Below are 17,468 nucleotides of genomic sequence, written 5' to 3' on the forward strand. Positions count from 1 at the left end.
TCTTAAAAAGAGAATATTTAGAGAACATTTAATATGACTCAGTTACAAGAAAAACTTGCGCTTATCAAAAACAGCATTATCACCATTCCAGACTATCCTAAGCAAGGAATTTTATTTCGTGATATTACCAGTCTGCTTGAAGATCCTGTCGCATTTAGAACTTCGGTCGAATTGTTAATCGATCACTATCGAGATAAAAAAATCGATAAAGTTGTCGGTACTGAAGCGCGTGGTTTTATTTTTGCAGCACCAATTGCATTAGCGTTAGGCGTTGGTTTTGTGCCAGTTCGAAAACCCAATAAGTTACCACGTCACGTATTTAAAGAAGAGTATCAACTTGAATACGGAACCGATACACTTGAAATCCATTCAGATGCAATTAAACCAAATGAACGAGTACTGATTATTGATGATTTACTTGCAACAGGTGGAACGGTTGCTGCAACCGCTAAATTAATTCAAAAAGCAGGTGGTATAGCAGAAGATGCCGCATTTGTTATTAATTTACCTGATCTGCATGGTAAAACAAAATTAACCGATCTGGGTATCAACTGTTTTACCCTCGTTGATTTTGCTGGTGAATAATCTTAGTCTACTGGGGCGATGTTGTCGCCCTACTCATGCTACGAGCTAACTCCTCCCTTCACTTTTTGTCCATGTTGTATATCAACTTCATTTTTATTCAATACTGATCGCCAACTACCACAACTGACGCTACGCAATAATATTCAATTTAAATCAACCACACGCCTAAAAAAGTCGCTCATTAAAAAGTGAATAAAAAATCAACTTAATGCTTGATTTACATTTTAATGTGAATTATTATTCAAAAATACCGCATAATTATTAAATAGGAAATAAATCAAACATGAAAAAATTTAGCCATATCATTGCCAGAACGCCTGCCAAATCCCTGATTCATGGATTAACTTCAGCAAATTTAGGCAAGCCTGATTATCAAAAAGCCTTAGACCAACACAATAACTATATCCGAGCCTTACAGCAATGTGATGTTGATATCACCCTATTACCCGCCGATGAACGCTTTCCTGACTCGGTCTTTGTTGAAGATGTTGCACTGTGTACGCCACACTGTGCCATTATCACCAGACCAGGGGCAGAAAGTAGACGTAACGAGACTGAAATCATCATCGATACCATTGAACGATTTTACCCAAATAAAGTCGAAAAGATTACGGCTCCGGGCACGGTTGAAGCCGGTGATATTATGATGGTGGAAGATCACTATTATATCGGATTATCGGCACGTACTAATCAAGAAGGTGCTAATCAAATGATTGCTATATTACAAAAATATGGCTTAACCGGTTCGGTGGTCACGCTTGAAAAAGTTCTACACCTAAAAACAGGATTGGCTTATCTGGAAAACAACAATTTATTAGCAGCCGGCGAATTTATTACCAAACCCGAATTTCAACATCTGAACATTATTGAAATTCCTGAACAAGAAAGCTATGCCGCTAACTGTATTTGGGTTAATGATCGGGTCATCATGCCTGCTGGTTACCCAATCACTAAAGCTAAGATCGAAGCTTTAGGTTATCAAGTCATTGAGGTGGATACATCAGAATATCGCAAAGTCGATGGTGGTGTTAGCTGCATGTCATTACGATTTTAATTAAACGCTGCCAAAGCCGAATAAAACATAAAATAAGACAAAATTATGAATACACCTACCCGTACAAAACTAGGCATACTCCCTTTAACCTTACTTGTGGTTGGCAGTATTGTTGGAAGTGGTATTTTTAGTTTACCGCAAAACATGGCTGAAGCGTCTGGTGCCGGCGCTATTTTAATTGCGTGGATCATAACGCTTTTTGGCATGTTAATGCTGACACGGATATTTCAGTATCTTTCGATTCGTTTTTATAAGATTAATGATGGTTTATATGGTTATGTCCGTGAAGGCTTTGGTGATTATATAGGATTCAACGCAGCTTGGGGATACTGGATATCTGCATGGATGTCGTGTGCCAGTTATTTAGTTATCTTATTTAGCGCATTAGGATCATTTGATTGTTTTAGTTATTTTGGTAATGGCACCACCTTGCCAGCAGTCATCGCCGGACTCATCTTTTTATGGCTGGTTAATGCCCTTGTTCTAAAAGGGATTTATCATGCTTTCTTATTAAATTGCTTAGTCACATTAGCAAAAATTATTCCGATTGGTCTGTTTATTGTCTGCATTATTCTTGCTTTCAAGGTTTCAACATTCAAAATTGACTTTTGGGGAACGCCACAACTTGGCTCAATCGTGGATCAAATAAAGCATACTATGCTTTATACCGTTTGGGTTTACTTAGGTATCGAAAGCGCAACTGTTTATGCTTCACGAGCCAAAAACATTTTAAGCATAAGCCGGGCAACTTTTTTTGGTTTTGCGATTACCAGTTTATTGCTCATCTGTGTGTCTGTTTTGTCGCTGGGTATTGTTCCTCAACAAGAACTGGCTGCAATGAAAAATCCTTCAATGGCTTTAGTCATTGAGCATGTAGTTGGCAGTTGGGGAGCAACGTTAATTAATATTGGGCTGATTGTTTCGGTTAGTGGTGGATTATTATCCTGGTTAATGCTTGCCGCTGAAATGCTATTTTTAACCGGACAAGGCAATAATCATACCGTTGCACGCTGTTTTGGCAAATTAAATAAAAATGGCACGCCTGCCAATGCATTATACTTAACATCAAGCTTGATCAGCCTATTGATTGTGCTTGCACATTTCTACCATTCGGGTTATAACACTTTAATCCAATTATCGACTTCAATGGTACTGATACCCTATTTATTATCAGCACTATTCGTCTTTAAATTAGCCATAAAATCTCGCAAAGCTTACCTAATTTTTATTGGGGCTGCGGGATCGATTTATGGGGTATGGTTAATTTATGCTGGCGGGATGTCTTACCTATTATTATCAATGATACTGTATGCGATAGGACTCCTATTTTATTTATACGCACGCAAGCAGCGATCCCTATCTGCCTTCAGTTATGTTCATGACAAAATCTATGCAATCGCAATCATAATATTAGCCATTATTGCCGTTATGCATTTTTATGTCATACTGGATTAACTAACCCTTGGCGCTATTTTTGGAACAAATAAAAATCTGCTAATAGCGCTCTAAAAGCAGGCGAATACTGCCCATCATCACAACGCATACACAGTTGTTGTTCAATGACATTCGCATTAGGCTTTGGAGCAAACGCCATTAATGATAAAGAAAATTGTTTATCTGCCGTGTACTTCACCTGCAACAACTGTTGTAAAAATAGATGATTTGATTCGCATAATTGCCTAAATTGATCTGCTAAATGATAAGGCAGCACCAAACAGAACAGACCGTCTGGCTTTAATAATCGTTTGACTGAATCAATAAGCTGTGTGTAGTTTAAACTTTCTGTATAACGGGCTAATTGCCTTTGGTTCGTTCGACAATCCACGGCCGACTCAAAATAAGGCGGATTAGTCACAATCAAATCATAGCTATTGGCATCATCCCTATTAAAATGATTCACATCCCCTTGTATTGTTGATATGGATGTAAAGCCTGCTTGTTGGCTATTTTGTTGACATTGGTTAACGGCTTGTAAATCAATATCGATAGCATCAATCTGACAAGCTTGATGTTCAAGGCGTTGTGCAAGCATTAACGCAATCACGCCACAACCACAACCGATATCAAGCACCTTATGAGTTGAAGACAAGATCGGAGCCCATGCCCCAAGTAAACAACTATCAGTGGTGATTTTCATCGGACTTTTGTCATGCGCAACAAAAAAGCGTTTAAACGTAAAGCCCCCTTTTTTTAACGATTGTGATTTATTTTTCATGGATAAATTTTTTAAATAACGGTTTATTCGATGCCACCGCATCCGCCCAGCGTGTAGGTTCAGGCAAACGATAACCACGTAAACATAAATTGACCCATTTCAACGCACTATCTTGGCTGATACGATGACCCGATGAAATAAATAACGGATTACAATTATTTTTGCTTTGTAATACCCAACCAATCTGTTGCTGCTTATCGGTGAGTGGCGTCACTTGACCGGCGACTTTAGGTAATGGATTATAATGACCGCAAAGGCGTTTTTTAGCGACACCAATGGTTGGCATATCCAATAGTAAACCAAGATGACTGGCAATACCTAATCGCCTTGGATGCGCAACGCCTTGACCATCAACCAACAATAAATCAGGTTTATGTTCGACCTGCTCCCAAGCAGAAAGTAAAGCAGGATACTCACGAAAAGATAAATAACCAGGGATATAAGGAAACTCGGTTTTCAATCGCGCAACATGATATTCAATCACATGAAAATCCGGATACGTTAAAACCACAATAGCAGCACGGGTGGTATTACCTTCATCTTCAAAGCCTACGTCGGTACCACCAATTAAAGTGATTGATGAATTAAAATCATCGGTTAGGTTTACTTGTTCAGCTAATTGCTGCTGGGTTAGTTTCAATTGTTCTAAATTAATAGACATTTTCTTTCTGCTGAGTATTATTAACGGCAATAAAATGATTTTACCAGAATTAGTATGCCATATACATTAGCAAATCCGACCGAACTGACAGAAGAAATTAAAAAAAGCCGCTTTATTGTCAATGCGGTGCCCGTTATTAATGCCCAGCAAGCAACGGATTTTATCGATCAAATTAGCGATCCTAACGCAACCCATAATTGTTGGGCATGGAAAATTGGTCAACAGTATCGATTTAATGATGATGGCGAACCAACCAGCACCGCAGGGCGTCCGATTCTATCAGCGATTGAAGGACAAGATTGTGATCAAGTAGTGGTGGTGGTAACTCGTTATTTTGGCGGAATCAAACTTGGCACAGGAGGCTTGATACGAGCCTATGGTGGGTCAGCAAGTCATTGTCTACAACAAGCAGAATTGATTGAACTTATTGCCCGAATACCTTTGCAATTTCACTGCTATTATAATGAATGGCCAATTATTGAAAATCGCTTAAAAGAACTGGATGCACTAATTGAAAATCAAGATTTTGATGCCATTGGGGTAAACGTCAATATTGCCATTACGCAAGATAAATTGCTTTTACTACAAAAAAGCATCAGTGATATTACTCGTGGTAGAGTGATAATACCAGTATAAATCCTATTAATTTGCGTTGGATGTTTACCTAGTCATAACTGTCACTCTTTTTCTAATATTGCTAAAGTTTTTTTATTAAAAAATGGTTGCTACGAAATTCTTAAGTTATTACTGAGCACTACCGATAACTCTATACTCTGAGCAAGCAAGAAATAAAGCAATATAGAATGTGTTTTTCATTTATTATGCTGGATTATCCCTGTGTATATAGGAAACACTAAATATGATTTTATTTATTTGCAAGAACATGCTTATCATATAAAAAATGACTTGCCCACCTTGAGTTAAGTGTTTATTGTTAAAACTCATTTATTTTTATTTCTAATGATCTAATATATTTGTTGTACTAGGTGGATTTTCTATATCAGGTTCTGGCGAACATAGCCCTTGCATATATCCTTGTGAAAAAATAGCATTAGGATTAGTTACATCAAACGTAGAATCTTTTGCTTGATCTTTAATCCAATTATCTCCCTGTTTTTTAAAAGATAAAGGATATTTTTTATTAAAAATTAAATACCATATCACCCCCCCCCCCGCAATACTTATATATATAATCGAAAAAAGAATAGCTTTAATACTCATTTTTGATTTCTCCTTAATTTAGTTTTCTTTTTTATTTATACTATCTTGAACAGGGTCAGGATCTTTGAACCATTGATCGGCTTATCCCTGTGTATACAGGGAACACTCGTAAATACTGTTGAAAAGCCGCCTCCTCCGCGGTTTATCCCTGTGTATACAGGGAACACCCGAGGCAGTATCGTTATATCTGTGGACGGCACGGTTTATCCCTGTGTATACAGGGAACACACCTCGTTGAATTTAAAGGTGCGAACCCGTATCGGTTTATCCCTGTGTATACAGGGAACACATCAAAAATAGAATCAACAATATACCGATCCCCGGTTTATCCCTGTGTATACAGGGAACACATGAGGGGCTTATTTATTGATATATAAAGGGCGCGGTTTATCCCTGTGTATACAGGGAACACGCTAATGAGACAACGCCGTCGATTCGCCCCGAACGGTTTATCCCTGTGTATACAGGGAACACGGGTTATCTCCGAAAAAAATGGATACGTCCCCTGGTTTATCCCTGTGTATACAGGGAACACAATTGACCCATTTTTACCTGATTTTTTTCGCTCGGTTTATCCCTGTGTATACAGGGAACACGGTTAAATTGCACAATAAATAAATAAAGCCCCCCGGTTTATCCCTGTGTATACAGGGAACACGGTTAAATTGCACAATAAATAAATAAAGCCCCCCGGTTTATCCCTGTGTATACAGGGAACACATGAGGCGAGAATTTTTGATGTAAAAACCGCTCGGTTTATCCCTGTGTATACAGGGAACACAAAAATCGGCGGGGCTGTTATAGCCCGCCATCCGGTTTATCCCTGTGTATACAGGGAACACTAAACGCCTGCAACCACTGTTGCTTAAAAGTCCGGTTTATCCCTGTGTATACAGGGAACACACTTGGTTGGTATGTGGGTGATTAGTGATACCCGGTTTATCCCTGTGTATACAGGGAACACCGGCAGGTCATTCGGATTACAAATACGATCCGCGGTTTATCCCTGTGTATACAGGGAACACGCACGACCATCATCTTTTGTCGGATCAAGACGCGGTTTATCCCTGTGTATACAGGGAACACTCTAATTATAACCTATTGTTTATTAATTAAAATAGTTAGATGTAAAATTCTACCGATTTTTTGTTGCTTTTTTAAGCGATTAATTTTAATACGCTCTATAAATATAATTTCATATTTATCATATAGTTAATTATGTTTGCTTAGTTTTTTTAGCGGTACACTTCTTGGCAACTTTTCCTATGTACCGAGCAATTTTTCATAACAACGTAACATATTAATTTTTGACGGTTGATTTTAACGAACTACTGAAGGTTGATCTCACCATTGCTCCTCTGTTTTATTAGCTCTATACTGAACGTTATAACTATTAACACGCTGACAGAAGTGATAGTAAAAAAATAGTTTGGAGTTTGATCAATATATTAATTTTTTTTGATCATTCAAAAAACGGTTATCCCTGCGTAAAAAAAGTACCTTATCTCCGCTGTTTTCCCGTATTGTTTCGTTATTCTTTTTTAAGTTCACCCAAATGACAATTGATTCTATTGTGATAATTAATTTGTTGTCTGTTGTACTTAATCTCATTACAATACCTTCCCTTATCCATTGACACATAATATTTATGATCACTTATTGCGATGCAAATTTAGATGATTTACCTTTCATTGTTGATGTCTATAATTCCACTATTGCCAGTCGGATGGTTACTGCGGATACTTCCCCTGTTTCTTTAGAAAGTAAATTGGCATGGTTTCATCAACATAATTCGAATAACCGACCTCTTTGGTTAATTAAATATCAAAATCAGTCTTGTGGTTGGATTAGTTTATCTTCGTTTTATGGGCGCCCCGCTTATTCTGGCACGGTTGAAGTAAGTTTATATATACATGAACATTTTCGAGGAAAAAAAATTGGGCAATATATGCTTGCTCAAATTGAAGAATATGCCCGCAAAATCGGTATCAACGTAATATTAAGTTATGTATTTGGACATAATATTCCTAGTATTGGTCTTTTTAATAAAATGCAGTATCAACAATGGGGATTTTTTCCAAAAGTTGCCGAACTTGATGGTATTAAGCGTGATTTAATCATTTTAGGGAAATCACTTATCTAAACGTTGTACATAACAAATAAGTTTTTCAATTTATTTAGAGGATACAAGTTTAAATGACCATTTTAAAAAATCTAATTTATTTAGGACGTCAAACCAAAGTTACAAGTTTATTAATCATTATTAATATTGTATGGTTTGCAATATCTCGTTTATCTTACCCCTTGAGTTTTGTCGATTCATTGAACGGCATTTTTTTTATTCGGTGGGGAGCAGATGTCTCACAATTAACCTTTTCCGGTCAATATTGGCGAATGTTTACCTGCCTTTTTATGCATGTAAGTATTACTCATCTGGCAATGAATATGCTTGCTCTATTCAGTGTTGGTAACATTTTAGAAAGACAAATACCTTGGTTTGCTTTTCTTGGAATTTATATCTTATCTGGCATAATCAGTAGTTTAACCAGTGATATCGCAACCATTAATAACAATGTAATTAGTTGTGGAGCATCAGGCGCAATTTTAGGCATTATTTCTGCTTTACTAGCTTACAGTCTGGTTAATCGAGAAAGTTTGAAAGAGATGCCAGTTAGAGCAATCATAGTAAGCTTAATTCTTACCGCTGGGTTAGGTTTACTGCCATCAATAAATAACATGGCTCACTTAGGTGGTGCACTTGCAGGATTTATTCTAGGGGCTCTGATATCATTATTGATAAAATGGTTCTACTATTCTACAAAATTAACATCTTTTCTTATTAGTATAGTGTTTATTGCTACTACAGGGTGTATTTATCTGGTGTATGAACATTTTAAACTGCCAGAGATAATTCAACAAATATATAACTAAAAACTGTTAGGCGCTGATAGTATTATGAAACCCAGCGCCTTGATTTAAAGGACAAAAACACCAATCAAAAACTATTTAATATTTTGGCCGGTTCTATTTTACATGCCCTTCTTGCCGGATAATAACTAGCAATTAAACTTAGTAACATTGCAGTAACAAAAACAATTACGACATCAAAAAAATAAATTTGGGAAGGAAGAAAATCCACAAAATAGATATTACTGTTTAAAAACTTATGACCCAAAAGGGATTCAACACATTTCATAATGTTTGAAAGTTGCCAGGCTGACAATACTCCCAGGATTACGCCAAGTAAACTTCCCACTAATCCTGATATGACCCCATACCAAATAAAAATATTTCTTATTAAGCCATTTGTTGCGCCTAGCGTTTTTAATATTGCAATATCACGTTGTTTATCTTTTACAGCAATAACTAATGTCGACACAATATTAAAACATGCTACTCCAATAACGACTATCATAGCTAAATACATTATTTGCCTTATCATTTGGATATCGCGATACATAAAACCATAAGAGTTTTCCCAACTGGTGAATGAGATATCTTCATCAAGATTTAAAACAGCTCGACCTATAATTTGGCTGGCTTGATAAACGTGTTCAACATTAACCATTAACCCCGTGACACTGTCACCTATGTTTAATAATTTTTGCGCATCTGATAATGGTACTAAAGCCACATTATTACTTAAGCTACCATTCAAATCCAAAATACCAATTACCTGTAATCGCACTCGTTTAGGGGGTTTTAGTTGATTGGGATTACTTGAAACAGGAATCAGTAATGATACCCATCCGCCTTCTTTTACAGATAAAGTATTGGCTAAACCTGAACCAATAATAACTTGTTGGTTATCTGCTTTAAAAGCTTGCCATTTGTTATTCAGTACAAAATTAGGCAAGGTACTGATTGCTTTCTCCTGTTCAGGATCAACGCCTTGAACTTCAACAGCAGCTAGTTTGCTTCCATTTTCAATAAGCCCAGTAAAACTGACAAACGGAGCTGATGAAACAATATTTTTGGCACCTTTCAACTCCTTTTGAATATGTTTCCAATCATCCAAATTACCATATTGTGAATATAGTTGAGCGTGTGGCACTACTGATAATACACGATTGTTCAATTCTTTCTCAAAGCCATTCATCGCACTTAAACCTATGATAAGTGCAGCGATACCAATCGCAATACTTAGCGTTGAGATAATCGATATTAAAGAAACCATACCACTCTTGCGGCGTCCTTTACGAAATCGTATTGCCGTCATTAAAGATAAATTCATAATGCTTATCCGCTAAAATAGGTTGTCTGTTAATTTACTCTCGGAAAGTTTTCCATCGCTCATAACGAGTTGTTTATCTAACTTTTTAGCTAGATTTAAATCATGTGTTACAACTAAAAATGCTGTACCTTGTTCTCGATTTAATTTTATTAGCAGATCAAAAATAGAATCTGCAGTTGATTTATCTAAATTACCTGTCGGCTCATCAGCCATCACTAGTGCAGGATTGTTAATTAAAGCTCGCCCAATTGCTACACGTTGACGCTCACCACCAGATAGTTCAGATGGTCGATGATTAGCACGGTTAACCAAATTAACCGATTCCAACATTGCCATTGCGCGTTTTTTAGCCTCATTAGGCGATACCCCCCCTATCAACAATGGCATAACAATATTTTCGAGTGCGGTAAAGTCGGGTAATAAATGATGAAACTGATAAACAAAACCAATTTTTTGATTGCGTAATCGAGCTTTTTCTTTTTCAGTAAGTTGACTTAAATGCTGTGATTGAAAAGTAATCTCGCCAGATGTTGGTTTATCTAACCCGCCAAGCAGATGTAAAAGTGTGCTTTTCCCTGAGCCGGAACTACCAATAATGGCTAATAATGATTGAGGATAAATATCAAATGAAACGTCTTTTAAAACCTCTGTCACCATTTTGCCTTCATTATAAGTCTTATAAAGATTTTTTGCTGAAAGAAGTGGTTGCAAATCATTCATAACGTAAAGCCTCGGCTGGTTGAATTTTGGCTGCACGATATGCAGGATATAAAGTTGATAATAGTGATAACATAAGTAATCCAATAATAATAAACACAATTTGCGTTGGTTCTATCAATGATGGTAGTTTTATCCCTGCAAATGACAGACCTAACGCTTGCATAATTTCATTCAAGTAATAAGCAAGAAGAAGACCAAAAACGCTACCTAATATAGTTCCAATTACACCAGATGTAGCCCCTTGAATCATAAAAATCGACATAATTTGAAACCGAGAAAGACCTTGTGTTTTTAAAATAGCCACTTCGCCCTGTTTTTCCATTACCAGTAAACTTAAGGAAGTGATAATGTTAAAAGCAGCAACTATTACAATGAGACTAATTAGAAGCCCCATTACATTTTTCTCCATTTTGATCGCTTGAAATAATTCACCTCGTTTTACTCGCCAATCTTTAAATTGTAACCCTTCGGGTAAAGGGGTATTTGTTACTTCAGCAATTTTTAGCGGTTTTTCTAAAAATAATCGCCAGCTGGTAATTGTATCGGCCGGATACCGTAACAAATTTTTTGCATCATATTGATTAACATAAATTAGCGCTTGATTGATATCATGATTGACTGAAAACAAACCTGCAACATTAAAAAGACGTTGAGAAGGTATACGCCCAACCGGTGTGACCTGACTTGCATCAGTAACCATTAAACGGATTTTATCCCCCACACTAACACCAAGTTGATTGGCTAATGTTTGCCCTAAAATGACATTATACTTTCCAGCTTGTAAATCAGAAATCGAACCGCTGTAAATAAAATCAGTGATAGGATCACCTTCGTTAGGTTTAATGCCCATTAAGGTACTGACGGTGATACTGTGCTCACTTTGTAAAACAACATCACTGGTAACTAATTCTGTGACATGAACAACGCCTTTAAGTTTTTCAAATGGCGTACTCGGCGTGTTATTAACATTAACCCTTCCTTGAGAAGTCGTAATTTGCGCTTGTGGTAAAAATTTCAAAATACTATTTTGCATCTGATCTTCAAGGCCATTCATTACCGATAAAACTAAAATTAAACCTAATGATCCCAGCAAAATACCAATCATAGATAACCATGAAACAAAGCGACCAAAACCATCAGTTTTTTGACCGTAAACATAACGAAGACCGATATAAAAGGCTAATGGACGAAATATTTTTGACATAAATTATTTATATACCTAAAACTTTTAATAAAGTTTTGCTAGTTAAATGCAAGATGCTTATCATACAGGATTAAACAGTTATAGAAAACAACCAAGTAATTACGTTATAATCTAACAATAATTTTGCTGCGAAATCAATAAAACTTATCATGTCGAAAATACTTAATATTTCAGATCTTATTCCACAAAAATCAGGTGAAATAAAACAGTTTGGTCAACTTGTAGGATCATCGCTTTCACAAGTATGTGCACAAGCTATTGCTGCATATAATGGATTAGTTGTCATTATCACAGATGATATGCAACAAACTACTCGTATTTATGAAGAGTTAAAGCAATTTAGCGATTTTACGGCTTTTACATTTCCTGATTGGGAAACCTTGCCTTATGATAGTTTTTCACCTCATCAAGATATTGTATCTGAACGCCTTTCTTGTCTGTATCATCTTTCGCATTTAAAGAAAGGCGCTCTGATTTTACCGATTAATACTTTGATGCAAAAAGTTTGCCCAAAAAGTTATTTAGGCGGGCATGTTTTTATCATGGAAAAGGGTTTACAAATTAGCCGTGAACATTTAAGAATGCAATTGGAAAATGCGGGTTATCGTTCTGTAAGCCAAGTTATGGAGCACGGTGAATATGCAACTCGTGGCGCACTTTTTGATATTTTTCCGATGGGTAGCAATAGACCTTATCGTATTGATTTTTTTGATGATGAAATTGATAGCATCCGAACGTTTGATGTAGACAGCCAACGAACACTTGAAGAAATCACAAAAATTGAACTTTTACCTGCTCACGAATTTCCATTTGATAGAGCAGCAATCGAACTATTTCGCAGTCAATGGCGTGAAAAATTTGAAGTAAGATTAGAACCCGAAAGTATTTATCAGCAAGTAAGTAAGCATATTTTACCGACCGGTATAGAATATTGGCAAGCACTGTTTTTTAACGAACCGTTAACAATGCTTTTTTCTTATTTTTTAGATAATACACTTATCATCAATACAATTGATATTGAGCAATTTGCTAACAAATATTGGCAAGATATTAATCAGCGATTTGAAAGTCGTAAAGTTGATCCAATGCGACCGCTTCTTGCTCCCTCAGTCATTTGGTCTAAAACAGATGAAATTTTTACCGAATTTAAGCATTATCCACGGATGATCCTATCTAGTTCATCAATCAAAGAATCAACAAAAAGTATCAATTTACCATTTGTTGCTTTACCGGATATCGCAATTGAGATCCAACAAAAAGATCCTTATCGACAATTTAACCTATTTACTGAGCAATTTAATGGGAAAATCATCTTTTCGGTCGAATCAGAAGGTCGCAAAGAAGCACTACAGGAAATTCTAGGTCGGATTCGTATACATCCTACTCAAATTCACCAATTGGATGAACTAAATAATGTGGATAATCGCTTTTGCGTTATGATTGGTGCCAGCGAACAAGGTTTTATTGATCAACATCATCATTATGCTTTTATTACTGAAAATGAACTCTTTGGGCGACGCGTCATCCGTCGTAAAAAAGAGAGTAAACAAGCCATTAATACCGACAGTTTAATTCGTAGCTTAGCAGAGCTTACACCCGGTAAACCCGTAGTACATTTAGAACATGGCGTAGGAAGATATGCGGGATTAACGACTTTAGAAACAGGGGGAATTACAGCTGAATATCTTATTTTGCTCTATGCCAACGATACAAAGCTTTATGTGCCTGTTTCATCACTTAATTTAATCAGTCGTTACTCAGGAGGCGATGAAGAAAATGCTCCGTTAAATAAGTTAGGAACCGATGCTTGGAGTAAAGCCAGACAAAAAGCAGCCGAAAAAGTGCGTGATGTCGCCGCTGAACTATTGGATATTTATGCTGAACGTGAAACGAAACCGGGCTATGAATTTAAGCAAGATCGGGATCAATATGAGTTGTTTTGCCAAGCATTTCCTTACCAAGAAACAGAAGATCAGCAAAATGCTATTGGCGCTGTTATTGGTGATATGTGTTCGCCTTATGCTATGGATAGGTTAGTTTGTGGTGACGTTGGTTTTGGTAAAACTGAGGTTGCAATTCGAGCTGCCTTTTTAGCCGTTATTAATCAAAAACAAGCCGCAGTTTTGGTGCCAACAACTTTACTTGCTCAACAACATTATGAAAGTTTTTGTGACCGATTTGCCAATTGGCCAATAAGAATTGAATGCTTGTCACGTTTCAAAACAGCGAAACAACAACAATCCATTATTCAGGCGCTTAGTGAGGGTAAAATTGATATCATTATTGGCACGCATAAATTGTTGCAAGAAGATGTGAAATGGAAAGATCTCGGGCTATTAATCGTTGACGAAGAGCATCGCTTTGGTGTTCGTCAAAAAGAACGTATCAAAGCAATGCGAGCCAATATCGATATTTTGACTCTAACTGCTACCCCTATTCCTCGAACATTGAATATGGCGATGAGTGGCATGCGTGATCTTTCAATCATTGCTACCCCACCTGCTCGTCGATTAGCAGTAAAAACCTTTGTCAGGGAATACGATGATTTAGTCATTCGAGAAGCAATATTACGTGAAATTTTGCGTGGTGGGCAAATTTATTATTTGCATAATGATGTCTCTGATATAAATACCGTAAGTGAAAAGTTAGCCGAATTGGTGCCAGAAGCTCGTATTGCTGTTGGTCATGGTCAAATGCATGAACGGGATTTAGAGCGAGTGATGAATGATTTTCATCATCAACGTTTTAATATTTTGGTTTGTACCACCATTGTTGAAACCGGCATTGATATTCCTAACGCTAATACGATTATTATCGAGCGTGCAGATAAATTTGGTTTAGCGCAATTGCATCAGTTGCGTGGTCGGGTCGGTCGTTCATATCACCAAGCGTATGCTTATTTATTAACACCACACCCTAAATTATTAAGTAAAGATGCAAAAAAACGTCTTGATGCGATTGCCTCTTTGGAAGATTTAGGTGCTGGTTTTGCTTTAGCTACGCACGATCTTGAGATTCGAGGTGCGGGTGAATTGTTAGGCAGCGATCAAAGTGGGCAAATCGAAACTATCGGATTTAACCTTTATATTGAACTACTTGAAGATGCAGTAAAATCGTTGAAAGAAGGAAAAGAACCAACTCTTGAATCATTACTGACCAGTCAGCAAACGGAAGTTGAATTACGCTTACCTACATTAATTCCAGATGATTTTATTCCTGATGTTAACACTCGTTTGTCACTATATAAACGAATTGCCAGCATTGATCATTTAGATGAACTGACCGATATACAAGTTGAAATGCGTGATCGCTTTGGACAATTACCGGATGCAGTCCTATTTTTATTAGAAACAACCAAAATTCGCTATTGTGCCAAAGAGTTAGGCATTATTAAGATTGAATTTGGTGAAAAAGGTGGATTCATCGAATTTGGTAGCAAAAATACAATATCAATAGATTATTTGATCGAAATAATTCAAAAAGAACCAAAAAATTACCGTCTTGAGGGATCTAACCGTTTAAAACTACAAAAATCCGGTTTACAACATACCGAGCGCATTGAATACATTAAAAGTTTGTTATCAGATTTTGCAGCGCACCAAGATAGAAAAGAGTGATCGAAAATCAATAATTAACCAAATTCTTATTAAATGCTATTTGTCTCAAGTTTTATAATAAGAATTTGGTGATTAATTGCAACCTAATTAGTCAACCTGTTTTAGTATAACTTGGAAATAGGATTTATCAGATAAAATGCTGTAAATTTGTTAATTGAAAATTATCAATAGTGCCGTTTTAGTATTTAGTATTTAGCATAAATATACTCACACCATGTATTAGTTAAAAATTAACCATCATTAACATGTCAATAGATAAACCTTTTTCACCTACATAAATTGTCGCTTATCCCATAAAAATCGATTAAACTTAACCCCCCTAATGAAAATTAGGTTCTGAATAATATTAATAAAACTTGTTTTTGAATTAGAAACAATAACTTAAATATAATGAATTAAAAGAGAAAATCGATGAAGAAAAGTAAACTCGCTATTGGCATTATTGCATTGTTAGGAATTGGATATACTGGACTATCATGGCATACAGGTAATGTTATTGAAGAAAATGTTGATACATCTATTGAGCAATTTAATGAGCAGTTGAGTCGTAAACAAAAAGATTTTGATATTGTAATTAAAAAAAATAATTATCAAAAAAACATTTTTTCCACTAAATTGAATTTAAACATCGAGCTTATCCCTAAAAATAATCCTGATGAAAAAATTGATATTTTAACGAATGAAGAAATCACCATTCACCATGGTCCATTCCCATTGGCGGCCTTATTAAAAGGCACATTTTCCCCACAAATGGTTTGGATTGAAAATGAAATGAAACAACAAACATCGCCAAAACTATGGGAACTTGCTGGAAACCAACCTTTTTATAGTGGTTATATCAGTATTAATTATGATGGTCTTATTACCAGTAAGTTTGAGTCAAAACCTATAAAGATTCTTGATAATAAAAGCAACATTAAACATACGTTAGATATTTCAAAAGGTAGTTTGATGTTTACGATAAAGAAAGATGAAATCCAAACGTTACCAATTTTTACATTAACAGTTGATAAATTAGAATATCATTCAGAAGATAAAACAAATGTAGTATTGAATAATATTAATGCAATTTATGAACTAAGCCAAAATGATTCAGTCAATCAGGTGAAATTAAATGCTGGAGTTGATAATATTGATATCGATGTAAATAACGATATGGATGCTCAAGCCAAAATAAATAATTTAAACATAAATGGTTTTTATGATATCGATATTGATTTAAAAGGAATTTATAAATTTAAAAATATTAGAGTCAACACCAAAATGGAAAAATTTAGCATTACTCCATCAAAGCAACATTCAGTTGAAATAAATAATATGTCATTCGATCAAGATTATAGACTAAATGAAAATAATACTATCAATGCATCAATAAGATCGGATATTGAATCAGTTTATTATGGTAAACAAAATTTAGGTTCTGGAGAATTAGCACTTGCTTATTCCGGCATTGATGCTCAGAAAATAGGCTATGCATTAGATCCTAAAGATAAATACATTTCAAATCCCCCTTCCAATGAAGATATAAAAGTATCCTTAGATTATTTTAGATGGAAAAATGCTGAAGGAAGCATTAACGCTAAAACAAACATAATTGCACAAAATGATATTAATTTCTCAGAAGAATTCGATATCGAGAAATTAAAAAATTTAAGTATTGACTTAAATATCCCTTTTAAAGTACTAGCTCGTCTTAATGCCCAACTAGACAGCACGAACCAAGATCTTGATGATGTAAGCGCAGAAAAGATGGCCAATGAGTACAATAATCTTGTCATGATGGCAAAAATGGTTCTAGGTAATAATCCTTATATCGATATCAAGGGGGATGAAGATAAAAATTTATCTTTACAGTTAGAATATGCGAAAGATCGAGAAGAAGTTATTCTTAACGGAAAACATATCAATAAAGAGAATTTCTTTAGGGGATTACAATATTTAAACTAATCAGATACGC

14 protein-coding genes and 1 CRISPR repeat array are annotated in these 17,468 nt (G+C 35.7%); of the genes, 8 read left to right on the forward strand and 6 right to left on the reverse strand.

Annotation, left to right across the window (positions count from 1 at the left end; translation table 11 throughout):
- Positions 1-33 precede the first annotated feature (33 nt).
- The 3 genes from apt (at position 34) to ACKJXD_RS03250 (ending at position 3,094) form a co-directional block, all read left to right on the forward strand.
- Positions 34-585 carry an adenine phosphoribosyltransferase gene (apt, locus tag ACKJXD_RS03240; RefSeq protein WP_220217113.1) on the forward strand — a complete coding sequence of 184 codons (552 nt, stop codon included), beginning with the start codon at positions 34-36 and terminating at the stop codon, positions 583-585.
- Positions 586-868: 283 nt separating this feature from the next.
- Complete coding sequence (ddaH, locus tag ACKJXD_RS03245; protein ID WP_267359862.1) at positions 869-1,639, forward strand: dimethylargininase; 771 nt, start codon at positions 869-871, stop codon at positions 1,637-1,639.
- A 45-nt stretch (positions 1,640-1,684) separates the two neighbouring features.
- Positions 1,685-3,094, forward strand: coding sequence for a basic amino acid/polyamine antiporter (locus tag ACKJXD_RS03250; RefSeq protein WP_430875511.1), 1,410 nt, complete (start codon positions 1,685-1,687; stop codon positions 3,092-3,094).
- Between the two features lie 13 nt (positions 3,095-3,107).
- Here the strand turns inward: ACKJXD_RS03250 and ACKJXD_RS03255 are convergent, their stop codons facing one another.
- Together ACKJXD_RS03255 and nfi are read right to left on the reverse strand one after the other, a co-directional pair.
- Positions 3,108-3,854 (reverse strand): tRNA1(Val) (adenine(37)-N6)-methyltransferase, encoded by a 747-nt coding sequence (locus ACKJXD_RS03255; protein ID WP_430875512.1) that lies wholly within the window; start codon positions 3,852-3,854, stop codon positions 3,108-3,110.
- The gene (gene nfi, locus ACKJXD_RS03260) at positions 3,844-4,515 is read right to left on the reverse strand and encodes a deoxyribonuclease V (RefSeq protein ID WP_430875513.1); all 672 of its coding nucleotides are present in this window, start codon (positions 4,513-4,515) and stop codon (positions 3,844-3,846) included. The genes ACKJXD_RS03255 and nfi overlap by 11 nt, the downstream gene beginning before the upstream one ends.
- Positions 4,516-4,569: 54 nt before the next feature.
- Here nfi and ACKJXD_RS03265 point away from each other — a divergent pair, with 54 nt between their 5' ends.
- Entirely contained in the window at positions 4,570-5,151 is a 582-nt protein-coding gene (locus ACKJXD_RS03265; RefSeq protein ID WP_430875514.1) for an IMPACT family protein, read from the forward strand.
- Between the two features lie 321 nt (positions 5,152-5,472).
- Here ACKJXD_RS03265 and ACKJXD_RS03270 read toward each other — a convergent pair whose 3' ends face one another.
- The gene (locus ACKJXD_RS03270; protein ID WP_430875515.1) at positions 5,473-5,736 is read right to left on the reverse strand and encodes a hypothetical protein; all 264 of its coding nucleotides are present in this window, start codon (positions 5,734-5,736) and stop codon (positions 5,473-5,475) included.
- 77 nt (positions 5,737-5,813) lie between these two features.
- A CRISPR array of direct repeats spans positions 5,814-6,822; the repeat unit is 29 nt; unit sequence CGGTTTATCCCTGTGTATACAGGGAACAC.
- Between the two features lie 562 nt (positions 6,823-7,384).
- Between ACKJXD_RS03270 and ACKJXD_RS03275 the strand changes: the two genes are divergently transcribed.
- Both ACKJXD_RS03275 and ACKJXD_RS03280 read left to right on the forward strand, forming a co-directional pair.
- Complete coding sequence (locus tag ACKJXD_RS03275) at positions 7,385-7,879, forward strand: GNAT family N-acetyltransferase (protein WP_220217107.1); 495 nt, start codon at positions 7,385-7,387, stop codon at positions 7,877-7,879.
- A 53-nt stretch (positions 7,880-7,932) separates the two neighbouring features.
- The gene (locus ACKJXD_RS03280) at positions 7,933-8,667 is read left to right on the forward strand and encodes a rhomboid family intramembrane serine protease (RefSeq protein ID WP_430875516.1); all 735 of its coding nucleotides are present in this window, start codon (positions 7,933-7,935) and stop codon (positions 8,665-8,667) included.
- A gap of 64 nt (positions 8,668-8,731) precedes the next feature.
- On the opposite strand, the gene lolE is transcribed toward ACKJXD_RS03280, so the two are convergent.
- From lolE to lolC, 3 genes are read right to left on the reverse strand one after another with little or no spacing between them, the layout of a single operon-like run.
- Positions 8,732-9,979: a lipoprotein-releasing ABC transporter permease subunit LolE gene (gene lolE, locus ACKJXD_RS03285; RefSeq protein ID WP_363317370.1), complete on the reverse strand. Its 1,248-nt coding sequence runs from the start codon at positions 9,977-9,979 to the stop codon at positions 8,732-8,734.
- A gap of 3 nt (positions 9,980-9,982) precedes the next feature.
- Positions 9,983-10,690 (reverse strand): lipoprotein-releasing ABC transporter ATP-binding protein LolD, encoded by a 708-nt coding sequence (gene lolD, locus ACKJXD_RS03290; protein WP_294826612.1) that lies wholly within the window; start codon positions 10,688-10,690, stop codon positions 9,983-9,985.
- Positions 10,683-11,885, reverse strand: a complete 1,203-nt coding sequence (gene lolC, locus ACKJXD_RS03295; RefSeq protein ID WP_430875548.1) for a lipoprotein-releasing ABC transporter permease subunit LolC — start codon at positions 11,883-11,885, stop codon at positions 10,683-10,685. Before lolC ends, lolD begins: the two co-directional genes overlap by 8 nt.
- A gap of 158 nt (positions 11,886-12,043) precedes the next feature.
- Here lolC and mfd point away from each other — a divergent pair, with 158 nt between their 5' ends.
- Both mfd and ACKJXD_RS03305 read left to right on the forward strand, forming a co-directional pair.
- Positions 12,044-15,511, forward strand: a complete 3,468-nt coding sequence (mfd, locus tag ACKJXD_RS03300) for a transcription-repair coupling factor (RefSeq protein WP_430875517.1) — start codon at positions 12,044-12,046, stop codon at positions 15,509-15,511.
- A 411-nt stretch (positions 15,512-15,922) separates the two neighbouring features.
- Positions 15,923-17,458, forward strand: coding sequence for a YdgA family protein (locus tag ACKJXD_RS03305; protein ID WP_430875518.1), 1,536 nt, complete (start codon positions 15,923-15,925; stop codon positions 17,456-17,458).
- Positions 17,459-17,468 lie beyond the last annotated feature (10 nt).

The organism is Gilliamella sp. G0441 (assembly GCF_050589305.1).
GTDB lineage: Bacteria > Pseudomonadota > Gammaproteobacteria > Enterobacterales > Orbaceae > Gilliamella.